Origin of the sequence: Ureaplasma zalophigenitalium (assembly GCF_025780055.1) — a bacterium.
Classification (GTDB): domain Bacteria; phylum Bacillota_I; class Bacilli_A; order Mycoplasmatales; family Mycoplasmoidaceae; genus Ureaplasma; species Ureaplasma zalophigenitalium.
On sequence record NZ_JAOXHJ010000002.1, the window covers coordinates 63,279 to 88,838 of the forward strand.

Annotated in this window: 16 protein-coding genes; 4 read left to right on the forward strand and 12 right to left on the reverse strand. The window is 30.9% G+C overall.

Translation table 4 applies throughout. The features are described 5' to 3' along the window. Positions 1-12: 12 nt before the first annotated feature. The 10 genes from OF365_RS01270 to gmk all read right to left on the reverse strand — a co-directional run bounded on the left by OF365_RS01270 (position 13) and on the right by gmk (position 19,558). Positions 13-9,138 (reverse strand): hypothetical protein, encoded by a 9,126-nt coding sequence (locus tag OF365_RS01270; RefSeq protein ID WP_263817801.1) that lies wholly within the window; start codon positions 9,136-9,138, stop codon positions 13-15. Positions 9,139-9,158: 20 nt separating this feature from the next. Further along, positions 9,159-9,404 carry a hypothetical protein gene (locus OF365_RS01275; RefSeq protein ID WP_263817802.1) on the reverse strand — a complete coding sequence of 82 codons (246 nt, stop codon included), beginning with the start codon at positions 9,402-9,404 and terminating at the stop codon, positions 9,159-9,161. Between the two features lie 217 nt (positions 9,405-9,621). Next, the gene (locus tag OF365_RS01280) at positions 9,622-11,865 is read right to left on the reverse strand and encodes a hypothetical protein (RefSeq protein ID WP_263817803.1); all 2,244 of its coding nucleotides are present in this window, start codon (positions 11,863-11,865) and stop codon (positions 9,622-9,624) included. A gap of 159 nt (positions 11,866-12,024) precedes the next feature. Further along, entirely contained in the window at positions 12,025-13,554 is a 1,530-nt protein-coding gene (locus OF365_RS01285; RefSeq protein ID WP_416906740.1) for an ammonium transporter, read from the reverse strand. 42 nt (positions 13,555-13,596) lie between these two features. Beyond that, positions 13,597-15,117: an ammonium transporter gene (locus tag OF365_RS01290; protein ID WP_318031869.1), complete on the reverse strand. Its 1,521-nt coding sequence runs from the start codon at positions 15,115-15,117 to the stop codon at positions 13,597-13,599. Positions 15,118-15,206: 89 nt separating this feature from the next. Next, the gene (gene rsgA / locus OF365_RS01295) at positions 15,207-16,073 is read right to left on the reverse strand and encodes a ribosome small subunit-dependent GTPase A (protein ID WP_263817804.1); all 867 of its coding nucleotides are present in this window, start codon (positions 16,071-16,073) and stop codon (positions 15,207-15,209) included. Positions 16,074-16,086: 13 nt separating this feature from the next. Continuing rightward, positions 16,087-17,190 carry a serine/threonine-protein kinase gene (locus OF365_RS01300; protein WP_263817805.1) on the reverse strand — a complete coding sequence of 368 codons (1,104 nt, stop codon included), beginning with the start codon at positions 17,188-17,190 and terminating at the stop codon, positions 16,087-16,089. A 2-nt stretch (positions 17,191-17,192) separates the two neighbouring features. Beyond that, on the reverse strand, positions 17,193-17,990 hold the full coding sequence (locus OF365_RS01305; RefSeq protein WP_263817806.1) for a PP2C family protein-serine/threonine phosphatase: 798 nt from the start codon (positions 17,988-17,990) through the stop codon (positions 17,193-17,195). A gap of 8 nt (positions 17,991-17,998) precedes the next feature. Beyond that, on the reverse strand, positions 17,999-18,985 hold the full coding sequence (locus OF365_RS01310; protein ID WP_263817807.1) for a hypothetical protein: 987 nt from the start codon (positions 18,983-18,985) through the stop codon (positions 17,999-18,001). After that, positions 18,986-19,558 carry a guanylate kinase gene (gmk, locus tag OF365_RS01315; protein ID WP_263817808.1) on the reverse strand — a complete coding sequence of 191 codons (573 nt, stop codon included), beginning with the start codon at positions 19,556-19,558 and terminating at the stop codon, positions 18,986-18,988. A 217-nt stretch (positions 19,559-19,775) separates the two neighbouring features. Between gmk and OF365_RS01320 the strand changes: the two genes are divergently transcribed. Both OF365_RS01320 and OF365_RS01325 read left to right on the forward strand, forming a co-directional pair. After that, entirely contained in the window at positions 19,776-20,234 is a 459-nt protein-coding gene (locus OF365_RS01320; protein WP_263817809.1) for an IS3 family transposase, read from the forward strand. Continuing rightward, complete coding sequence (locus OF365_RS01325) at positions 20,235-20,813, forward strand: O-methyltransferase (RefSeq protein ID WP_263817810.1); 579 nt, start codon at positions 20,235-20,237, stop codon at positions 20,811-20,813. A 26-nt stretch (positions 20,814-20,839) separates the two neighbouring features. Here the strand turns inward: OF365_RS01325 and OF365_RS01330 are convergent, their stop codons facing one another. Beyond that, the gene (locus OF365_RS01330; protein ID WP_263817811.1) at positions 20,840-23,800 is read right to left on the reverse strand and encodes a cation-translocating P-type ATPase; all 2,961 of its coding nucleotides are present in this window, start codon (positions 23,798-23,800) and stop codon (positions 20,840-20,842) included. A 110-nt stretch (positions 23,801-23,910) separates the two neighbouring features. On the opposite strand from OF365_RS01330, the gene OF365_RS01335 reads away from it, so the two are divergent. Continuing rightward, complete coding sequence (locus OF365_RS01335) at positions 23,911-24,201, forward strand: YneF family protein (RefSeq protein ID WP_263817812.1); 291 nt, start codon at positions 23,911-23,913, stop codon at positions 24,199-24,201. Continuing rightward, a complete protein-coding gene (yihA, locus tag OF365_RS01340) occupies positions 24,201-24,767 on the forward strand; it encodes a ribosome biogenesis GTP-binding protein YihA/YsxC (RefSeq protein ID WP_318031870.1) in 567 nt (188 codons plus the stop codon). Before OF365_RS01335 ends, yihA begins: the two co-directional genes overlap by 1 nt. Before the next feature lie 77 nt (positions 24,768-24,844). Here the strand turns inward: yihA and OF365_RS01345 are convergent, their stop codons facing one another. Then, positions 24,845-25,558 carry a hypothetical protein gene (locus OF365_RS01345; RefSeq protein WP_263817813.1) on the reverse strand — a complete coding sequence of 238 codons (714 nt, stop codon included), beginning with the start codon at positions 25,556-25,558 and terminating at the stop codon, positions 24,845-24,847. Between the last annotated feature and the right edge of the window lie 2 nt (positions 25,559-25,560).

Genomic DNA, 25,560 nt, shown 5'->3' on the forward strand with positions numbered 1-25,560 from the left:
ATATTGCTCCTTTTATTTTTTATTTGATTCTGGATGTAATCTAATGTTAATACAGAATTCTTCTAAACCGTTTTTAAAGCTACTATCATTTTTATTAAGAGTTGCAGCCGGTTGATTATTTGCAATTCACGCATCTCGCTTATCAGTATATTTGGAATTAGATAAATACTGTTGGGCAAATAAATTAGGATCACTTGTAGGATTATTAGTTATATAGTTATAATTTTTTGATAAATCAAAGAATACGGTTAATTGGTTACCAACGGTTGGTGATAAGACTACATCGTTATTAACGCCTTTTCAACTTACATCTCCACTGCTTGCTTCAAAGAACATGTATATAATCCCTTTGATATTTGAATCCTCTTTAGCAACAACCGGGACGGCAATAAAGAATGGAGTTCAAAATTGAAAATTATTATTGTCGCCCTTGACGTCTACACCGGTTGAAGTAAAATAAACATAAGAATTTTGTTTTTCATCCGCATAATTCACTAGGTGATATTTATGCCCATCTCGATGTGTTATTGGAATACCCTCTGCTGTAGTTTTAAATTTAATCTCTACTCCATTAGTGGTATTTTTTTGATCATTTTGGATATTAGGGTCAGCGTTGTTTGTTAAAAACAATAAATTATTTTTTGATTGCTGTGAAGCCACTTGTTTAATTAGTGCATTAACGTAATTATAGATTAAAGTTTTATTATTTCAACCAGCACGCGTAGCCTTCAATCATGTATATGATGATTGATTTGTTAAAAACTCTTTCGTAATTTTTAATTGATCTTGCGTTCTAAAAGTAATAAAGACATCATCTTGTGCTAGGTGGAATGATGGGACATTTCAGAAAATGTTATTGGGAATATCGTTATTGTTTACAGGTGGTACATATTCATATGTTAAGTTAATCTTAATTTTTTTAATGGCAGTATCTGTTTGTAAATAAGTTTTTGTAAAACTAGGTTCATTAGCATCTTTCACTAAATAAACACGGATATTATTACCAAAAATATCCACTGAACCAGATTGTTTAACTAAGAAAGCGAATGAAGTATAGTATTCTTTTAAAATGTTTATATCATTAGTATCTTTGTTAATTCATAGATATTTCTTATTTCCCTTTGTGATAATTCTAGAAGTATCTTTTTCTCAATTCTTAACAACAGTTTCAAAATCTTCTACTAATTTGTCATTTTTTGCTGTAAAGGTGCTGTTTTCAGCCTTTTTTAAAGTCGCAAATACTTTTTGTTGATTTTCCGCTGCTAACATTCAATGGTTTAAATCAACGGCTGCATCGTATATTTTTACTAAATTATTTTGCAGTTCTGATACTAATAAATCAGTTTTTAATTTGCTATCAATATCCGTTTTTAAACTAGCAATACTATTTGCCGTATTCGCATATGCATCAATTAATTCTTTAAAATGGTTGTTTTTCTCATTTGAACTACTTAAAAGCTCAATCATTTTATTCAGATCTTTACGCTGATCAACAAAACTAAATACAATTTTACGTAAACTATTTTCATCTTTTGCAGTCTTATCTTTATTTGATGAATATCATTGACTAAAATCATCTCCATAAACTGCTTTATATATTGCAAGACGATTATCAACAACCTTCTTTGATAAATCTGTGAAGTTATTTCACATTTGCTTGCGTTTTTCAATTAATTCAGCTGTTAAACTATCTTGATTATAATTATGGTTTTCAGTTAATTCTAAATTCCCTAAATCTCTGAAGGCTTTTAATTGTTCTGCTGTTGTTTTAATTAAATTTAGTTTATTTAATATTTCATTCGGAAGTAATGTTTGAGACGTTAAATGTTTAAACACCTTAACAACAGTGTCGATTTTAGTTCGTAAGTTTGTCAGACCATTTTCTTCTTTTAATTGGTCACTAAAAGCAAGTAAATCGGTTTTTTGTTTTGCCAAATTACTAAAAGCAATAGACATGAAGCTATTAAAAGTTTTTGATAAATTTTCAGCTTTATCAATATATTTAACACGCAGCGCTTTTTGGTAATAATTTTCATTTAAAGGGTCTAAAAAGTTTTCATAAGCACTTGATTTATCGTTATTATTTCAACCAGAAATAATTTCAAAAGAATCCAATAAATTTGTATTTGCCTGATCTAGTTCGTCTTTCCCTTTCTTAATTTCTTCCACATCTAAACCAATGGAGTGCATTAACGCTTGCACTTCTTCATCTGTTTTTAAATACGGATCAATTGAATCAGGGAATAATTTTGTTAAATCTGCATCATTATAAGTTGTTAACTGTTCTTTAGCACTACTTAATGATCCGTTTAAATAATTAATAAACACATAAGCTCGATTACGCATTGCTCGTAAACGGTTTTTCTCAAAATTAACTAATGAGTCAATCTGAGCGTGCATCTTTGTTTTTCACGTATTTAAATGGGTTGTTCATTGTTTTAAATCACTAAAACTAGTGATATTAGCTGTTGCTTTGAAGGGATTATTAGCATCATCTCAATTAAAGGTTTGATCTTTATTTTTGCCACCCTTATTAGTTTCAGTTAATAGCGGTGAGTTTTGGTCACTTGTATAATTCTCTTTAATGTATTTAGATAATTCATTTGCCTGTTCACGTAACTGTTCAACCTCCATGGTTTTTGTAGCCTTTAAAGCATTGATAATTCCACGTGAATCATCATCAATCTCAAATAATAAAGTTTCGATTTTTCCTTGAATTGTTTTTTGTGATTCAAGTCATGCGTTCGCTGTTGACCCTTCAGCTTTTTGTTTTAAAGCACTTTCAGCTTCGGCTATCTTAGCATCTAATTGGTTATATAATGTTGTCATCTTTGCTGATGATTCACTATATGCTTCTGTGTTCATTTGCTTGTTATTTGAGAATTTTTTAGCTTCTTGAATTATTTTAGCTAGTTTTTCTGCTTTTGCAAAAGATGTATCAAAACTTGTTAAATCACCCGTAATTAATTGTTCGTAATATTTATTATAAGCAGCTTCAGAAGTATCCTCTGACTCATTAACTAAATTAATAACGTGCTCTAAAATATTTTCTAGAGAGGCTTTAAATTCCGTTGTTAGTCAAGTATCTGCCTGCTCACTTGTTGATTTTAATAAAGCTTTTTTCTCTATATATGCCTGAATAAGTTTAATTCGGGCAGACAGACGCAAGATTTTTTGCTCCAATGCTTTAATTTGACCTAAATTATCATTTTTATAGTAATATTCTTCAGCCTTAGTGTTGTAGTTAATTAACAATTGGATTGTTTTTTGCATTTGTGGATCAGTATCAGTTTTAATTTGAGGATTTTTTATTTTTGGATCTTGTAAAAATTGATCAATTAATAAATGATCTTTTTGCACAGCTTGTGCTAAATTGACATAGTTTTTTAATAAACTATGAATTCGGATAATTTGGTTTTTATTTTGTGCTATAGCTTTTTGGTTGTCAATATATTGATCAGTATAAGTTGAATCAGATTTTAAGACATTTAAAATAGCTGTATCAGCTTCTTTGAAATAAAAATTATCCATCGCAGCTTTTAATAGATCATATGCATTTGAATGCGTTTTTAAGAATTCATCATTAGTAGCAGTTAAAATTGCATAATCGTTTTGGTAGTATGCTTGCGGATTTGTTTTTTCTAAAATCAAATTCAGCAAATCTTTCCGCTGTACATAAGTGTTATAAGTATTATCAAAAGTAATACCCAGTTGAGTATTAATCGCATCGTTTAATTTAAGATTTTCTTGTGCAAAAAATGCTTCATTTACTTGTGAATCAGCCGCTGGTGTTTGAGGCACAGTGTTAACAATTATTTTTGATAACAAAAAGGCGTCTTTTTGGAAAGTAAAAGGACTGAAGTATGTTTGACTTGACCCATCTGCTGATTTAAATCATCAATACTTAGCAGTGTTTTCTGTTGCAAACGTTTGGTCATCTTGAACTGTTTTTCAAATATTTTGATTTTCGACATCTGTTTGTTTACGATAACGCGCTTGTTGTTTTTGGTATAAATTCAATGTTTTTTCTAACAATAAATTCACCCGGCGTAAATCTAATGCTTTCATCCGGCTTGTAGCGTCTGTTTGTTTATTGATTGCTTGATTATAGAAGTCTAAATATGCTTGCGCTTGTTGTTTTGTTTTAGTATTTTGTTCATCATCAGAAACATCTTGTGTAATTTGATGATAAGTATTCTTATTATCAGCTAAGTATTTCGTTGCAGTAATATAGTTTTCACGCACTTTTTCTGCTTCTTTTAAATCATTAGCAAGTTCATTTAGTGCTGTAACAGTTTTATTAATGTCTTTATAAGTTTCGATTTGATCATAATTATGACGCGCTTGCTTTGTTGCAGCTTCAATTTCAGCTTTTATACCATTAATTAAATCTAGATTATCCTTATTAACAGAATCATCTTTTTGACTTGGTGCAGCACTAGCCTGATCCTCTGTTTTTTTCACAATTTCTGCTAAGTTTAAAAGATTACTTAAATTAACTTCTACCGTGTTAATATTGTTTTGGATTTCGACTGCTCGTTTTTTAGATTCAGCTGGTGATGGGATTGTTCCATCACTTTTAGCTTTCCCAAGTTCTTTTAACTCTTGGCGATATCCTGCAATTAATCCTCTAATCTTGCCGTCTAAAGTTTCTGTAGATCACAGTGCTTCATCAACTTTTTTATCATGTACTTCTGGACGGTAGACACCTTTGAAACGCTCTTCTAATTTAACGATTTCTGATTCAATAGCCTCTTTGGTTTCATTTAAGTCACCAGCATTATTGAATGAGTTATTTAATTTATTAATGTAATTATTAATTTCCTCATTTGATGAATTATTCCCTTCATCAATTTTAGCTAATCATAGATATTTATTAGTAGTAGAATCCAAAGCAGGTTTGTTATCATTCAATGATTTAATTAATTCATCGGTTTTTAAAGCTAATTTTTCACGGTCAGGATTATTGTTAATGTTTTTAACTTTAATTGCTACCTGTTGTTGTTTATTAATGAGTCTGTCTAATTGAGAAATTTTGTTTATGGCACTATTTAGATTCGCTAATTGATTCGGTTCTGTTACACCTACTACCATCTCATTTAATTCAGTGATTAAACTCTCATGTACTTCACTTGGTTTAGGAGAACTTAATTTAATCACACTATAAGTATCTAACTGCTCTGCCTCTAAGGTTTTTAATTCAGCTACCTTTTTTGTTAAATCAGCTGTTTTTTTAACAAATAAATCTTGAGCATACGCAAGATTAATTAAATTGGCAAATTGTTCGATATAGTCAACATCTATATTTGCTTTAAATTGTTTACCTACTGGTCGGTAAGTAGTAAAGTTTTGGTTCTGTTGATAATTTTCATACTTGTCAAAAAAACCATTACCTTGAACATTAGTACGTAAATTTGCAATTATTTTGAAATGTTTTAAGAAATCTGGTGTATAAAACGCTTCATCTTTTTCAATATTTGCATCACTTATCACAGTATTAAATCATTTTTCTAACGCTATCAAATACGGAGTTTTTACTCCGTCAATATTGGCTTGAATATTATGACTTTCCTCTAAACCTTTATTTACAGTAAATAAGTTTTTAATTTTAGTAATACTTTCATCCAAAGCTGTTGAAGCGTTATTCTTCTTATAACGGTATGTTGTTAAATTTGACTGAATATTGATCATCAATCCAGCATATTCATCTACTGTTGTCTCTGGGTTATTTATTTTAGCTTGGTATTCTAAAATTTTAGATTGCATTTCAGCGTCTATTGCTTGGTAGATTAAACGATTAGGGTTATTTGGATCAATTTCAATTTGATTATCATCATGTGTAGTTTGAATTTTAGCATCCAAAACAATTTCATTATTTTGATTAATTCTTAAATTAATTAAATTATTTAATAAATCTTTTGTTTTTTGCGCATTTTCGCGTTTGTTTAATTCTTTGTCTAAATTAATCATTTTTTGGGCACGATTAAATTCACTATCTGATTCGTCACTGAACGCCAAAGCGTTTTGTACGATTGCATCAGCTAGTTCCTTTGCGTACTCAGGATATACAACAGGTTGGGCACTTGTTAGTTCTTTATAAACGTTGAAGGCTTCTTGTAATTTCTTGGCCAAAGCATTTTGGCTCGCAATGTTTGAATCCAATAAATTTACTTGATCAACAAGTTTACTTACTTCTTCGTCGTTAATATTAGGGTTAGCAATTTGGGTTGTAATTTCTTGTAATAAATCATTTTTCTTTTGATTAATTAAATTCAATTGCGTTTGCATTGTTTTGTATGGATCTTTAGCTTCATCAGCTAAATTAGTTGGAGAAACTTTTAGTTGGTTTAAATTATATGTATCAGCGATTAGACGCGCTTTAGCGATATCTAATTTGATTAATTGATTAGTCTTGTCAGCTTCTTTTTTTAAGGCTGTTAATTCATCTTTAGAAATTACTGGGATTAATTTATTTTCTTCGTTTGAAGCTTGTTTTTTATACAATTCGTTAAATTTAATCTTAATAGCTTTTAAAATTTTTTGCTTCGCAGCAATATCTTCTTTTAAAGTTATCGGGTTTGGATTTTGTGTACTTAAATCATTATAAACACCCTCAGCATTAAGTTTATTTAAAAGGTTGTTAGCTTTTTCAATTTCTACACCAGTGTTAGCTACTGTTTTTTCATATTGAGCAGATAATAAAGCCTCGCTCGCGATAACATCCATTTCTGCACGTAATTTATTACGGTAAATTTCTTTATCTTTTTCACTTAAATTACTTGGTGGAGTAATAATGTCATTACGTAATTTTTCTAGTTTAGCTAAAATTTTACCTTCTAATGGCGTTTGTGAGTCATTAGCTACTCTAAAACTTGCATAAGTTTGTTGCACCAATTTTTTAATTCGCGAAAAATCACTCCGCGCATTAAATTCGGCCTTTTCTTTTTGAAACTTACTAAATTCATCATTTAATTCAATTTGAATAGCTACTAAGTTATGTTCAGTCGGATGATCTAACGCTTCTTTTGCTTTAGCAACCAAGTTGTTAATTTTCTTTAAACGTGATGCTAATTGCGCTTTAATCTCTTTAACGTTACCACTCTCTTCAAGTGCGTCCAATTCATTTTGCACTAAACTAGCCAAACTACCTAAAGAAGCGATTTGGTCAATTTTGCCCTCCAAATTTTTCGCATAAGTTGATAATTCTTTAATTTTCTTTTGTTTTTCTTCTAAAGTTAAATCTCGATTATCTTCGGTGATGTTCATTCTATTTAAAATAACATCTAATTTGTCTAGTAGTTGTTTCTTCACATTTGCTGTGCCTTCACCTACAAAGGCTTTTTCAGCTTTATCTTTAATGACGTTATTAATGTATCGACGTGCTTCTTGTTTTTGGCGACTAACACGTAATGCATCATAGAAATCCATTGATCAAGAAACGGCTGTTTTTAATTGATCTCTCGTTGCTAATGAATACGGGCTTGCAAAGCCAGAATATATAGGCTCTTGCTTAGTAAATGATGTTTTAAATTCTTCTAAAACAAAATCACCAGCCAATTCGTTTTCAATTAATGGCAATAAATTTGTTAAAACATTTTTTCAAATACTTCGTACTTCATTAATTGTCTGATTAATTGCATGAGTATCTTTGCGATCTAATTTCGCAATATGATCAACTAAATTACGTAGAGTTTGTTGTGGGATTTTTAAACGCAATAAATTAGTTTCAATAAATGCAGCTTCTTTTTTTAAACGATCTATTTGTTCACTATTAAAGTTTATTAACAATTCACGTGCATTAATAACTGATACGGTATCATTTAGTTCTGCAATGGATGTTAAAAAGTCTGTAAAATGTAATTTATTAACTTTCTTTTTCAAGCTATTAGCCAACTCTGTATCGATTATTTTTGCTTGCAAAGCATTCTCAATCTTATCTTGAGTTTTGACTAAAATATTGTTAGCTACTTTGATTTGGTTTAATTGTTTGCTTAAGGCATTATAAGTTGAAAAAAGTTCGTTAGTTGTTTTTTGTTTAGATGGTAAATTTTTTAAAACCACATCCACTTGAGCAGCCAAAACTGAAGGTAACGCTTTTTTAATTTTTTTGAATTCGCTAATTAATTCGTTAATCGCTGTTTGTATTTTATTGTCGTCAATAAAATAGGCTGCTACATTATTTATTAATAATGATAGATGGTTTTTAATAATTTCAAAGCCTGTCGTTTCTTGATTATTTACATCAAGTACATGAATATCTAAAAAGTTTTGGTTGTTTTGAACAAATTTTAATAATTCATTAATTTCTTCGTTTAACGAAATTTTGATCGTATCATCTAATTGACTTGATGCAATTTCTTTTAACACCTTATCAAAAACTTTTGTAATAGAACTGAACTTTTGAGTTCTTTCGCTAGTCTTAATACTAGCTTGATTATAAACACGATTATAAAGCGTTTCAAATTGCGTAATTTCATCAAATGTTAAATATTTATTTTTTGAAATACTAATCATGTATTTAGTTAATTGGTTTAAATCACTTACTTGGTGATTCATTGACAAACCATATTCGTTGTTTTCATACATACGCATAAAAGTAAACATTGTTGTTTCAAACCCCAATAGTTTACTTTTTTCTTTCTCGAACACTTTATTAATTGCAGTTAAAAATTTTGGAATGTCGTTTGTGTCAAAACCTTCAATTACAGCCTGAGCTTCAGCTCTAGTATCTGCTAAAATAAATAAATCTAAATAACGATTTGCATTAGTGGGTGATGGTTCATTTAACAAAGCGGTACGCAATTCTAGTTCAGCTAGTTTATTTCTTTGTTCCACCATTAACTTAATGGGAGATTGTTCATTTGCTAACAACTGACGTGCATACAAAATAGCTTTTTCAATGGGCTCACGACTTGTAAGGTCATTATTTGTTACAAAATTATCAGCAGCTTTTTTTTGTTGATTTAATTCATCAAAAATATTTCCTGGGTGATTTTTTGTATTCAACTCTGTTTTCGAGTTTAATAACAACGGAACAGCAATGGCAGCAGCGATTGCAGGAATAGCTAACGCAGCAGCAATTCCTAGACCTATTTTTAGTTTTTTATTTTTCTTATTTCTGTTTATATTATTGCTCATATTAATTCCTACCTATTTACCTATTTATTAAAATATCCCAACAAGCCATGAGCACGTTGGTCAACAGTTCAAATTAAACCATCTGTGTTTGTATTTTCGTAAATATAAAAATCCGCAATAAATGCGATTAAAATTGCAATCCCAACAAGAAAAATGAAAATAAAAATAGAGAAAATGATTCATCCGGCTAAATGCTTATTTAAAGCCGGATTTCTCTTGTATTTATAATCTCTGTAGCTTTTGCTTTTTTTGATATTTTGACTCATAAAAACTCCTCAATAATTTCTGCACATTATAGCATTTTTTTGCTTTGAATAATGTACATACAATATAATTCAATTATAACACAATCAACAATTCAAAAAATAATTAACACAAATTAGCTTTTCGATGTGATATTAATTAATTTTGAGAAAAAAATAAGGTATAAGAAGAAAAAAAGGCGATTAAAACAAAATCACCTCTTTTTTTCAGCCTGCTTTTTTATTGATTTTCTTGCATTTTTGTTTTAAAAACAATTACGCTGGGTCGTTCATGGTGATATTTCTTAGTTTTAGGTCCGATTGTTTCATTGCCTAAGAAACTAACTCCATTATCACCGTATTTTGTTTCAAATAATGTTTCTGTTGTACCTGGCATATTTTTGTTCTCTTTAAGCATATTAAAGTCACTCATTGCGAAGCAAATTCGAGAATTTTCATTTAAAATTTTACCAATACCGGGTATGTTAACATTTTTAAAAATTAATGCTTTTTTTGTTTGTAAGTCATTAATTAAAGTTTTTAAATCCGCTTTTTTAGTTATTTTAGCCAAATAAGTTTGTTGATCAAAGAAAGATAAACTAGCAGGTTTATAGCGTAAACCTGTTATGGGGTTTTGTATTTTTTTATCAGAATGAATATATGAATAATCTGCTGTGTCTGGTTCATAATCAAATCTATTTTTAGGATTTAATTGAAGTAAATTAAAAGCGGCAAATACTTCTGTTATTTTTTCGTTGTATTTATTATCCGTGTATTTTTTTTGATCAAAAACAACGTTGGAGATAGTTATATCTATATGATCATTATCAATTATTTTGTATGTCAATACTGAATTTTGATCAACTTCAGAGTTTCGTTCGCCTAATTTCAACATCTCATCATTAGTAGTTAAACTACCCAAGGTCTCAAATGACGTCATTGGTTTGGCGCCGATGAACTCAGAATATAATTTACTGATAATTTTTTCAAAACCACTACTTAATAACTCTAAATCAATATTTGCTACATTTTGTTTAAATAAGTTTTCAATTTCTTGACTTAAAGTTTGGGCCTTTTGCATCTCTGCTTCAGTTTTTTGCCCGGTTGTTTTTAAAACATTTAGTTTTTCATTGATTTGTAATAATTGATCAACTATTAGCAAATGTTTTTTTAACCGATTTACAGCAGTAGTTTGCTTTTCAATTAATATTATTTCTTTTTCAGTAATCGAATAGACACTTTCTAAATTAACTGCTAAATCTTTTGATAAAGGGTCATGTTGATTATTTTTTAATTTAGCATCGGTTGCTGTATATTGTTTTTCTAGCTCCGTGTATTCTTTTGTTTTATGCTGTTTGAAATGTCGGGCAAGAATTGATTTTTCTAATATTTTAGAAGTCTGACCGTTATATGTCATAGTATATTTAACAATGATTTCCCGACCCTCTTTCATGGCACTAATAAATTCAAAATTTTTAACACCATAATTTGTGTGGCTAAAACGAACGTTTTGACTAGTTATTTCTTGGGGGACATCTTCGAAATAAGTCTCATGCTGGTTTACAAATTTCACGGTTGTGTGCTGGTTAAAACTATCCCAATCTATAGTCTCTAATTTTTTAGCTAAGTCGTCATTGGGGTTTTGAAAAGACTCACGATTGATTTTTAAAGTTAGATTTGTTGATGATTGGTTATTTTTTTGGATAACATAAACAATTATGTAATCATCAGCACTTTTTGTAACACTTTGAATATTTACTTTTAAATCAGCTGGTTTTTTAATATCTAAATATGCTGCATCGGCTATAGCTTCATCAAATGTTGTATTTTCTATATTTTGGTAATTAATAGTAATTTGCTGATTTAATGCCGAAAAATCAATTGGCTCTCCTGATGAATTCTGAAAGTTTGATGATGGAATTAAATAAATAAAATCCTCTGATGTTTGTTTGTTTTTAGTTAAATTGTAGGTAATTTGTAGGCCATCAGTTATTTTTTTTATACTCTTAATTTCGTACGTAAAAGTTTGGTCATTCAATTCAACTATTATATCCTTTATTTGAAAATCAGTATAATCAGCAAAGCTAATGTTTTGCGCGTTTTTATAGTACATCTTAATTTTTTCTTTGACAGGAGTGAAGTTAACAGTGTTTTCTTTTTCCTCCTTTAAAATTTTCTGGTGACTAATAAACTGCTTAATCGCTTGATCTAATGATTGCATTAACTCTTGAAATTTCTTGGATTGATTCTTCTGATCACCCGCGCTGATTTGCTGAGCAATTGCCTTATGTTCATCAATAATTTTCATAATTTGTGCACTATATTGATCATTTGCATACTGTTGGCTGTATTTTTGACATAGTAATTCAAAATCTTGTATCGTTGTTTTGTTTTCGGGTTTACAAGCTACTAAAACACTCGCCAATGTTCCTACACCCAACAAACCTAATAATCCAAAAGCTAAAATTCGTTTATTTTTTTTCATAATAACTCCTCTGAATAAGCAATAAATTAATATTAAATTTTATTATGATTTAGCACAAAAAGTTTGGTTAAAGAACGAAAAAATGATTTTTTAATCAATTTAATAAAAAAAATGACATAAAAAACTAAGCAAGCAAGCTTAGTTTTTTTGTTTTTGAAACTAGTGGTGTTCTTCCTCTAGTTCGTGATGTTTAGAAATCAATTCATAGCGTTCTTTTTTAGTTGTATAGCCCGCTATTTTTTGGTATATTTTTTGACTATCTTCTTTTTGTGCATCCATAATTTCTTGTGGTGTCACAATTAAAAAGTCCATTGAATATGCATCTTCATTGTGTAATAAATAGTCAATGTGTCCTAGTTGCTGGTGAACATTTAGACGTGGTTTTGTAATTAAAACTAAAACCGTTGTAAAGGCAAATGCATACGCCGCTGCTAAAGCGACTGCCCCGATTTGTAATCCGAATAAAATACCATATTCGTTTCGTGGAGAATCAATTACGCTATATAGAATAGTTGGGTTAACTGATTTTGTTGCAAAGGCTCCGATTAAGATTGAACCTACAACTCCCCCCATACCGTGAACAGCTCACACTTCAAGTGAGTCGTCAATTTTTGAATGGTGCATCATACGTGCACATCCATAACAAATTGCACTCGCTGCTAAACCGATCACTGGCGCACTTCAAATAGGTACATATCCTGCTGCTGGAGTAATTGTAGCTAGCCCAGCAATGGCTCCTGTAACAATTCCGACTGAAGTTGGTTTGTGTTTCTTTGTGAAAATTGTTTCAAAAATCATTCACATAACCATGGCAGTACCCATAGTTATAATTGTGTTTACTCATGATGATGTGGCAACTGATCATGTGGCAGCATCTGTTTTTTGGAATGCTGAACCACCGACATTAAAGCCAAATCAACCTAAGAATAATAATGTAGCCCCAATAATTGTCATAGGGATATTGTTTTGTTTAACTTTTTCGTTTTTTAATGTATAACGTCTGCCTAATACGAAAGCGGCTGCTAATGCCCCAAATCCTGCTGTTACGTGGATAACAATTCCCCCAGCAAAATCTAATACCCCAGCTTCTGCTAAGAAGCCTTGACCTCAAATTCAGTGTGCAAATGGAATATAAATTAAATATTGTCATAGCACTAAGAAAATTAAGTAGTTTTTAAATTTCATACGGTCTGCAAATGCTCCAACCATCAATGGTGGTGTAATAATCGCAAATGCTAATTGGTATGCAAAATATAAAATTAATGGCACACCGTTTGTAAAGTTAGCAAACACTAACCCGACAGGGCCTTGTCAACCTCCGGCAAACAATAGGTTGCGGAAAGCAAAATATGTTGAAGGGTCACCGATGATACCCTTACCCACTGAAGGACCAAAAGCTAAACTAAATCCTCCAAAAATTCAAATGAATGTTGTGATACCCAGCGAAGCTACGCATTGATTAATAATCGTTAATGTTGATTTTCGACGGACTAATCCACCATAAAATAATCCCAGCGCGGGTGTCATTAATAAAACAAAAACAATTGATAAACTAGCTAGTAAAGTGTTGGTTGCATTAAAACCAACCGCCTCTAACGCTTCTTGTGAAGCATTTGCTGATATGTATGTTAAATTATGGACAACGTGCTGCGCACCTTCGTTTCATTGATAATTATTTGTCACTCTGATCACCAACCTTTATATTTATTTTATGTCATCTAATTGACATAATTAATGAGCTCGTTCTTCTTTATGTTTTAATTCCACTTGGTTTTCTTTATTTAAAACAACAACGTTGTCTGCTACACCAAAGATAGCTTCTCATCGTTTGTTGTCAGCTACCATTTTTTCAGCTAATTCTTTTTCTGTAGGTAATACAAAATCAAATGAATAAGCATCTTCACCATGTAACATATAGTCAATGTGTCCTAGTTGTTGACGAACACTTAAACGTGGTTTTGTAATCAAGACAAGCAATACTGTAAAGGCAAATGCATACGCCGCTGCTAAAGCGACTGCCCCGATTTGTAATCCGAATAAAATACCATATTCGTTTCGTGGAGAATCAATTACGCTATATAAAATAGTTGGGTTAACTGATTTTGCTGCAAAGGCTCCGATTAAGATTGAACCTACAACTCCCCCCATACCGTGAACAGCTCACACTTCAAGTGAGTCGTCAATTTTTGAATGGTGCATCATACGTGCACATCCATAACAAATTGCACTCGCTGCTAAACCGATCACTGGCGCACTTCAAATAGGTACATATCCTGCTGCTGGAGTAATTGTAGCTAGCCCAGCAATGGCTCCTGTAACAATTCCGACTGAAGTTGGTTTGTGTTTCTTTGTGAAAATTGTTTCAAAAATCATTCACATAACCATGGCAGTACCCATAGCTATAATTGTGTTTACTCATGATGATGTGGCAACTGATCATGTGGCAGCATCTGTTTTTTGGAATGCTGAACCACCGACATTAAAGCCAAATCATCCAAAGAATAATAATGTAGCCCCAATAATTGTCATAGGGATGTTGTGTGGACGATTTTTGTCAGTTTTTAAAATATAACGTTTACCTAGTACAACAGATGCAGCTAACGCTCCAAATCCTGCTGTTACGTGGATAACAATTCCTCCTGCAAAGTCTAATACTCCTGCTTGCGCTAAGAATCCTTGACCTCAAATTCAGTGTGCAAATGGAATATAAATTAAATATTGTCATAGCACTAAGAAAATTAAGTAGTTTTTAAATTTCATACGGTCTGCAAATGCCCCAACCATCAATGGTGGTGTAATAATCGCAAATGCTAATTGGTATGCAAAGAATAAAATTAATGGCACACCGTTTGTGAAGTTAGCAAACACTAATCCCACAGGGCCTTGTCAGCCATCTGCAAATAGTAAATTTCTAAATGCAAAATAAGCAGATGGATCACCGATGATACCCTTACCCACTGAAGGGCCGAAAGCCAAACTAAAGCCTCCGAAAATTCAAATCAATGTTGTGATTCCAAGCGAAGCCACACATTGATTAATAATGGTTAACGTAGATTTTCGACGTACTAACCCACCATAAAATAATCCTAAAGCGGGTGTCATTAGTAAAACAAAAACAATTGCTAGACTCGCTAGTAGTGTGTTTGTTGAGCTATACCCCACTGCTGCTAATGCTTCTTTATCTGCAAAAGCGCTTACAAAGGATAATTCATGACTGGAGAAGAAAATCTCTTTATCAACACCTAAAGTCATTTTTTTTACCTCTTTTATTTTTTTATAATATTATGGAATACATAATACCCTTTTATTATATATAAAAGCCGGTTTTAAAACATATATATTTACGTGTTTTTAATTTCTTTTAACATTAATAAATAATGACTGTAGCGAAATTCTTGAATTTCTTTATTCGTTACTGCTTCTTTGACAGCGCATTCGGGTTCGCTTAAATGCAAACAATCATGGAATTTACAGGCTAGACTTAATAAAGCGAAATCTTTGAAGCTACCAGCCAATTCTTGAGGAGTAAAAATTGATAAATCAAAACTTGAATAACCTGGTGTATCTACAATAAAAGCGTCTTTAAAACGAATTAATTTAGTAGCAGTTGTTGTATTTTTTCCTCGTTGCAAACTTAACGAAACTTCTTGGGTTTTTTGCTGTTCTTCATTTAAGAGCTTGTTAATTAATGTGGATTTGCCAACACCTGATTGTCCAACTAAACAAAAAACATGATCTTTAATCAAGGTGTGCAAATAATCTACATCATCTGTTTTTTGTAAATTTACAACTGTGTATTTATCCTTTTTATATTTATCCATAATTTCGTCAGCTTCGGTATGATCCGTTAATAAATCATATTTACTAAAAGCTAGAACTACCTGATTAACTTTTTGAGATTCATAATAAGCAATTAGTTTATTTAATTGATAAAGGCTAACAAAAGGTGATACAAAAGCTGCAACAATTACTACGATATCGACATTAGCAATACGCGGGCGGATTAAAGTATTCGTGCGCGGATAAAAAGTAGTAATCACAAATTGGTTATCTTGTTCTTCTACTTCAACCTCATCTCCAACTAGTGGCTTATGCTTTTTGTTTTCATATTTAAAAATACCTTTAATTAAGGCGTTGGTTAATAGTTTTTTTTCGTAAATATAAATCTGAAAAGATGATTTAACTAACTGTGTGATCTTCGCACGCATTGCATACTCCTTTTTATATAAATCAAACCAGTATAAAGGCTAATAAAACCAAACCGGTGAAAATTAAGCAACAAATTAAAATAATTAAGTGTGTGAATCACGGTTGATCGGTTGTTTTAATTTTATTTAAACTGCGTAAATCATTATATAAAATTAACTCATCGTTCTGTGATGTTTGCGTGTTTAACTGTTCTGTTTGCTTGTTTGTTAAATGTTCATAAACTTGCTGAGTGTTAATTTGTTGATTAGTTTTGTTTCGATAATTGTTTAGTAATTGATGGATTAACAAATCAATATCTTTTTTAATCAACGGATTAATGCTTGCAGCTGACAAAGAATCAAACCGTCATCAGCTTTTTAAATAAGCCACGTCTTGTTTAGGGTAATTTTTAAATCTATTATAATCTAAAGGATCTGTCCCTGTTAACAATTCATAATATAAAACCGCTAATGAATGTAAATCATAGTTGGGGTTAAATAATTCCAAGGGTTGTTGTTTGTGGTTGACTTTAACTAATTTTGGTGAAGCATATAAAATCGTACATTTTAATTCATCATCTGAAGTGAGTGTTTTTGTATCAAAAACAACACTACTAGCCCCATAATCAATAATCTTAATTTTTGTTAATGAATGGTTCACTAGGATGTTTTCAGGTTTTAAATCCCGGTGAATTAGTTGTGGTGTGTTCTGGTGAAAAAAAAGCAAAACACTTGCGATTTGTTGGACAATTAATTTTGCCTTTGAAGGTGTTAAAAGAATATTTTGATCTAAATACTCACGCAAGCTTATCCCATCAAAATACTCTAAAATCATGCATAAATAAGTTTTTTGGCCAATTAGACATTCAAAATTAGCATAATATTTGATTAAGTAGTCCTGAGCTGGATCAACAGCTCGTTTTAGCATATTAAAAATTCTAATTTCATCACGGATCACATTTTTTTGACTATCATCATCCGAAGTGATAATTTTTAAAACTTGCAATTGATCAGTATCAGAAGCTTTAACTAAATAAATTTGACTAAAACCACCGTTAGCAATATGTTTAATTACTTGGTAAGATTTTTGGGTATTTGGATCGATGACATACGATTGGTTATTTAACAATAAGTCCATAATTATAAGTTCACGTGGTAAGCAAAGGAAATGTTATCTAAAGATTCGTTGTCTAAAACAGTTTTTAAAAGGATGTCACGGATTTTTTGGGGGTCTTGCTCGCTCGTTAAATAATCATGTAAAAGCGTTAGTTCATAATAAGGGTAAAAACCATCTGAAGCTAAGAAAATAATATCGTTTGGTTGCAAATCCTGCACATAAAAATCGTAGGTTAAAGCAACATTTGAAGTTCGCCCAATATATTGCGTTAAACTATATAGGTTTTTTTCATATTTTTTAAATAAACTCGGGTCAGCGTTCATTTGTTTTAAACGGTTTAATACATTATGATCATACCCGATTTGTACATATGAATTGCTTTTTAAAAGATAAGCTCGCGAGTCGCCAATGTTCATGATGTACGCACGTTGGTCAATAATAATGCATATTACTAAAGTAGTTGCCATATGGTATGCTCTTGTATCAATATTTGCTTGCTGCGTAATCTTTTTTTGTGCCTGCTGAATCAAATCAATTAATCACGCACGTAAATTACTTTCACGAGTTTGCTTATTCACATTATCACTGTTAGTTTGTTCCTCGACATTGTTAATACTTAAATTTGCACAGTCGGTTTGTAAAAAAGCGTTGCGAATAGTTTCTAAAACAATACAACTAGCCGTACTAGAACCATCATAACCGCCTAAACCATCGCAGACAATTAAAAGGGTTTGGGCAAATTCGTTGCTCACAACTTCTGCTACATCATCGTTGTGGTCTCGGTGAGAACCAATATCACTTAAAAAATTACTTTTTACCATATTCGTGCCTACTTTTTAAAAATATTTTCTTTTTGCAAACATGTTAGCGTGTCTAAAAATGCATTATTTTGACGAATGACTATTTGATTTGCAAATATACTAACTAAATTATACAAATGTTTTGACATAACTTTATTAGTTGAAGCTTTTGGAGTACTAATTAAATTGATATAAATTTTCTGGTTTTCAAAAAATCTTTTTAATTGTTTTAAATCTTCTAAACTATCATTTTGTGAATCAATTAAATAATAATATAGATTAATAGGATTTCTTGAATCAATTGAAAATGCTTGCATGTTTTGTAACATCTTCTGATTTTTTAAAATTAAGCCGGGAAATACTTGTTGAATAACTATCGGATCTATTGTATAAACCTTAAATAAAATATCAATAATAAGCGATTTTTGAATCCATTCATGATAATCAAAATTTCAACCATTTGTTAGTCAATTTATTTTTCGTTTACCTATATTAAATCCGTGTGCATCATTAAACCGTTCGATTAAAACTGCAAAAGTTTCTAAATCTAGTTGATCAATGAAATAGGTATCTAGGTAAATGTGCTGGATTTTACATTTCAGAGTTTGTTGAATAACAACTAAAACTTGCAAGATTTGGCTGTTTGTTCATTCGTGTGATGAAGATTGACAAAAATCACAATGTGTTCAACAAGTTTTTGTTAAGCTGACATATCAAGCTGGTTGATTATTTTGCATATTCACAGTGCAATATAATGTATCCTGATTTACTTGAATAGCTAAATATATTAAGTCGCCCTTTGGTTTTTGCGCTTTTAAACAAATTTTCTCAAAAGTAAACATTTCAGTCAATCAACGTTGATTTTCTTTGCTTACATTATGCATCTGGTGGAAATCAAGGACATTTTTTACATAAACCCATTGATAAATTTGTTTGGCTAAAAATTTTGGCTTAGCATTTAGCATACAAATTTCTTCAAGTGTTTTTAAAGTATAATCGAAAAAATATTTAGCCATTTAAAAACGTAATTCCTTTTTTAAAATTGCTTCTAGAGTGTGTGCAGCATTTTTGGGATCATCGTTGATGATATTGTATTGATAAATATGTTTAATAGCCATTTCTTTTTCTGCTTTTTCTAATCGTTGATTGATAACTTCGACAGGTTCTGTATTTCTAAAAAGCAAACGCCGTTCTAATTCTTTTAAACTAGGTGGTAGAATAAAAATCGATAATAAATCATCGTTTTTAAATAATTCTAAAACTTGTAAAGCTCCGACTACTTCAATTTCTAATAAAACATTTTTTCCTGCATTACGTAACCGTTCAACCTCTTTTTTTAAAGTCCCATAACGGTTATTAACAAACTCAGCTCACTCAATTAATTCATTTTTAGCAATGGCTTCATCAAAGTCTTCTCGGCTAACAAAATAATAATCTACACCATGTACCTCACCTGGGCGTTGCGGGCGTGTAGTCATGGAAATTGAATATGTCAAATTTAATGATTGTTTGTTAAAAATCTGGTCAAGAATGGTTTTTTTGCCGACCCCACTCGGCCCTGAGAAAACAATAATTTTGCCTTTATGCATCTAAAAACTCCTTTTTACTGATCTGAACTTATTTTATATATTATAAGTAAAACAACATACCATTGAAAACAATTAACTTGCCGATTGACTTTTTTTATTTAGAAACGTGTTAAAAATTTTTGTTTTCTGTGCAAATGTGTTATTTATTTTTTCATTCTTGCAGAAAAAGGGTAAAAAAAGCTAAAATTATAACCATGATGATTAAAGAGGGAAAAATATGTCAGAAAAATGCCACCTAAGCCAATTAGAATGTGAGTCAATTGGTTTGAATCATGAGACGCATTCTTTGTGAGAACAAGAACACGTTTGCCAAGCCATTCTCCAATTCCGTCACCATAAATGTTGCTTGACTAAGTATGATGTAATTCACCAATTAGTTGAAAAACATAATTTACCATTAACAAAATTAATTAAATTATTTGATAATGTAAATATTTCTGGTTATTATAAATGATTAAAAAAGAAATATCCAGAGGATGGTCAGTATTGCCTAAAAAACCGTAATAAACAATTGATTAAAAAAATTTATGACAATCATCCTAAGCATATTGGTTGTCGAAAAATTGCTAATATTTTAAAAGAACAACACAATATTAAATTAAATTATAAAACAATTAATCAGTACATGAATGCAATGTGTTTAACTCGGGTACACAAAAAGCAAACGCACAAATAAATGCAAGATAAACTAATTCAAATTAGGACACTTCGAGCTCTTTGCGTTCAAGATAAAATTCCTTTAATGCGTGAACAGACCATTGACTATATTATTGAGCAAATGAATTTGCACGGTCATCAATTTTGTTTAGAAATTGGTACAGCTTATGGTTATAGCGCCTTAAATATCAAAACTTTTGTACCGACTTTAAAAACACTTATCACTTTAGAAAAGGATTTAAAACGAATTCAAATAGCAGAAAACTTCTTAGCTAACGAACCAAATTTTACGCTCGTACACACTGATTGTTTTCATTATCAACCAGATCAATTATTTGATGTCATAATCCTAGATGGGCCCAAAGGTAAACAAATTGAACTATTTAATAAGTATATCCACTTTTTAAAACCCCAAGGACAAATGTTTATTGATAATTTATTTTTAAATACTTTACGTCAGCGTAAAGAGTTAAGTAAAAATCAGGTCAAACTATTAGCTAAAGTTGATGCTTTTGTTGATTATTTAAAAAACATCGCTGATTATCAATTTACAATATTAAACATTGATGATGGTTTGGGTATTATTACTAAAAAATAACAGCTTCCGCTGTTATTTTTTTCACGCTATTGGTGTAAATATACTTGTTTTTTTAAATATTTTATTCTTAATTTCGTGTTTGTGATTAAGGCTTGAAGAGACGCTTGTTGGTTTAATGTATACTGTTCTAGAGGGGTTCTGCTTAATTTTTTTAAACTGTTTTTTAATTGAGAGTAAGTACATTTATAATCGACATAAGTTTTCAATAGTTTTCGGTATTTAATGAATTTAATAATTTCAGATACTATAAAGACAATAAACACGAACACAAAAGGCAGGGCATTAAATCATGTATATTCACCTGTATATAAAGGGTGAACACTAAAGACACTGTTGATTTTTGGTACATAAACTAAAATAAACATCATCGCAAACGAAATACTAATCGTGATAAAGACGTATTTTAATTCCTTAAATGAATCAATAAAGATCGAATGATTAACTTTTAAAATCGCTGCATTAAATGACAACATTAACCCCATAAACATAAATGAAAGTGACGAACCAGATCATACAGCATGAACAATTTCAGGGAACGTATAAGCTGAAGGAACAATAAATGATGTAGTATTTTCAAAATTATGTTCTCAAAGATTAAAGTTGGCAAATAAATATCTCATATGATTTAAATCAAAATTATTTAAAGCTCCGCCCACACCTAAATAAAATAATAAGATTGATGTGAAACCTATAAAAAAGCCTGTCAAAATAATCTGTAGCCACATACGTCATGTTAAAATTGGGGCCGATTTTGATAATGGCTGGTTTTTCATTAGATTAATATTTGTAAAATTTAACCCCAAGGCTATCCCCGGTAAAGTTTCCGAGACAATATTAATTCATAATACTTGTAAACTACTCATCGGAGACATATTTAAAATGATTAACCCAAAAAACAACGAGATTAGTCCGGATAGGTTTGTAATTAGTAACAAGATAATTACCCGTTTAATCGCATCCATAATTAAACGACCCATTTTAACTGCTCGGACGATAGTTTTGAAATTATCATCAATTAAAATCATGTTAGCAGCTTGTTTGGAAACCTCTGTTCCCATAATACCCATGGCACACCCGATATCGGCCGCTTTTAATGCCGGGGCATCGTTCACCCCATCTCCAGTCATAGCCACTACTTTGTCGTGCTTTTTTCAAGCGTTAACAATACGAATTTTATCACTTGGTGAAACACGAGCATAAACTGAATAATCATTAATTGTCGCACTCAGCATCTCATCATCCATACCTTGTAATTCTAAACCACTAATTGTTTTTTGATCATCTTCAAGAATATGCATTTGACGCGCAATAGCACTCGCTGTTTGAATATGATCACCTGTAATCATAATTGGACGAATTCCAGCTTCTTTAGCAATATCAATCGCGTGAATAGCTTCTGGACGAGGTGGGTCAATCATCCCAATTAAACCAATACATTCTAGATTTTGCTCAACACTTAGATGATCTTCTTCTTCGTTTCAAGCTTTTAAAGGCGTAAAGCATACTGCTAAAACCCGCAGAGCTTGGTTAGCCATTTTAGCATTAGCAACTCATAATTCGTCATCCAATCGAACTCTAGTTCTTTGACTTACCATTTCGATTGCACCCTTGGTTACTAAGAATAATTGTTCGTTGTGTTTAACTACCACACTCATCATTTTACGATCCGAATCAAAAGGGTACTCAAAAACTCGTTCGAATTGTTGATCTAAAAGGTTTTCATCTAAGCCATATTTTTCGTATGCTTGTAAAATGGCAATTTCTGTTGGATCTCCTAAATAAAAAATGTTGTTTAAATCTTCATCATTAACAGTTGCATTATTAACAACTACGGCTTTTTGTAATAAATCAAAAGCTTGTGCATTTGGTTCATATAATTGTAACCCTGTTTCAGGCGTATAAAAATGCGTAATCGTCATTTTATTTTGGGTAAGGGTTCCGGTTTTATCTGAACAAATAACATTTGCTGATCCCAATGTTTCCACTGCTGATAATTGTTTAATTAGGGCATTTTTCTTACTCATTTGTTTAACACCAAAAGATAAGATAATAGTCACGATAGCAACTAATCCCTCGGGAATAGCTGCAAAGGATAATGAAATAGCTAAAATAACCGCACTTGCTCAGTTTGTTTTTCAATCTCCCCCACCAACTAAATAAACATACATAATCAAAACTACAATACATAAAACACTAGCAAAACCACCAATAATTTTTGATAATTTATTAATTTTTTGCTGTAACGGTGTTTTTTCGTCTTTTTGTTTGTTTATTAAATTGGCAATGGTCCCAATTTCAGTTTGCATCCCTGTTTGAACAACAACAGCCTTAGCTGTTCCGTTAATAACATTTGTCGAAGCAAATATTTTATTTTTTTGATCCCCGATCCCCGCGTTAGCAGGAATGATGGCATCATCATCTTTTTTCACTGGTAATGATTCACCTGTTAAAACAGCCTCATCGACTTCTAAAGATGAACTACGCAATAAAATCGCATCAGCTGCAACACTATCACCTGCTTCAACCACTAATAAATCACCAACGACTACATCTTGTGCGCTAATTTGGATAGTCTCCCCGTTCCGAATAACACGCGCGTGCGGTGAGGTTAATTGACTTAGGGCTTCACTTTCTTTTTCTGCTTTAGTTTCCTGATAAACACCAAAACTGGCATTTAAAAGTAAAATAAAACAAATAACACCAAATTCAACATATGATGTAATTAGTTCAATGGTGTCATCAGACGGGCGAACTATAGCTAAAACTAAAGTAATAATCCCAGCAATGGCAAGCAATAAGACCATTGGATCTAAAAATTGTTTTAAAAATTTAATAAAAATATTTGATTTCTTTTTTTTCTCAATGACATTCGCACCATATTTTTGACGATGATCCAAAACTGTCTCATTATCTAAACCTTCTTCTGGATTTGTTTGTTGAATATCATAATCCCATATGAGGGGTTCTTTTTCTCTTTTTCGTTTCACTTAAAATTCTCCTTAATTAATATATTTTACTTAATATTTAATTAAAATTCAATTTAATACATAAACCTTTATAATAGTATATTAGATATATAGAATGAGGTAATTAAACAATGTTAAACAATTTTATTAGTATTTTACATAAAGCAAGTGAGTCAGTTGAGCAACTTTCTGCTCAACTAAATTCTTTAAAAATTGGTTTAAGTATCGGAATTGTTTTATTTTTAATCGCTGGTTTAATTATTGGTTTTTTTGTTTCAACAAAAGTTATGAAACGCCAATTAAAAAAGAATCCTCCGATTTCTAAAGATACAATTCGTATGATTTATTCTCAAGTAGGGCGCAAACCAACTGAAGCTCAAGTCAACGAAATCTTTAATCGAGCGAATAAAAACCAAAGATAATGTCTGTTATTTTTCTTAAATCAGCAAGTAGAAAAGAAGAGTGAATTGATGACCAAAAAGATGAATTATGTTTAATCGGTCGTTCAAATGTTGGTAAATCTTCTTTAATTAATGCGTTAGCTAACCAGAAAATAGCAAAAACTTCCAATACACCTGGACGCACTCAGTTAGTTAATTTTTTTGATTTTAATGCTTTTCGGTTAGTTGATTTGCCCGGTTATGGTTTTGCGCGTGTCAATAAACAGCGTAAGGACGAGTTAGCATCGATGATTGACCAATATTTAACTCAACGAACCAATCTTAAAGCGGTTTTTCAGATTTGTGATTTGAATGTTTTAACAGAGTTAGACGCTGAGATGTCTAAGTTTTTCGAAAAACAACCATACCGTCATTTTTTAGTACTTAACAAAGTTGATAAAGCTAATAAATCCTATTTTAATAATAAGCAAAAGCAAATTGTTGACATGTTTCAAGTACCTATTGACCGGATCATTTTGGTTTCGGCTAAAAACAAAACAAATATTGATTTCCTTTTGCGATTAATGAAGTCTGTAACGCGAAGTTAAAATGCAAAATAAAGCAAGATAGGTTTGAATTAAATTCATAAGAATAAAAAAACAAAACCAACACAGGCTTTGTTTTTTTATTTTTGTAATAAATCTTTTTTTTGGTGATAAAATCGTTTCAATTCGTTTGACCATTTAATTTCATGGAAGTTAATTTGATAATTAGCATGTTTTTCTACACTCAAAAAAACCATGGCAATGTGGTTGTTGGTTTTTTTATCAATTGTGATTTCATAGTCTAAATATCGTTTAGCATTTCTTGTGTTGTATAACTGTTGGTAATTTAAATAATAAAAATCTAAAGCGTTCGTTTGTTGATCATAAATATTTAATAAATAATATTGGTCGGGTTGGTTATAAACAAGAACCACCAAATTATGGTTTTCAAAGAAATCCGCACTAAATTGCTTACTTAATTGTTTTTGGATTCTCTGAATATGTTCTTGGGGTTTAACATCATAAGAACTTCAATGCTGACTAAACTGGAAATAGTCATTGTAGTTATCAATCACTTTATATGCATAATTACTTTTATGATGTTGCAAGACAACATCATGATCTACGCCTAACCCTAAAAAAGCGTTTCATTGCGGATTTTGGTATTTCTTAATTTCGTTAATGGTGTCGTTTAAATAATTTTCATTTTTGTTAGTTACCGATATAACAATAGAAGCAACTGAAACAATTGCGAAAGCACTAGAAAACACAGTCGCCTTAATAATTTTATTAATTCGTCTGCGTTTATTTAAATAATGTGTATGGATGTTTTGTTTTGCTTCTGAATTACTCATGG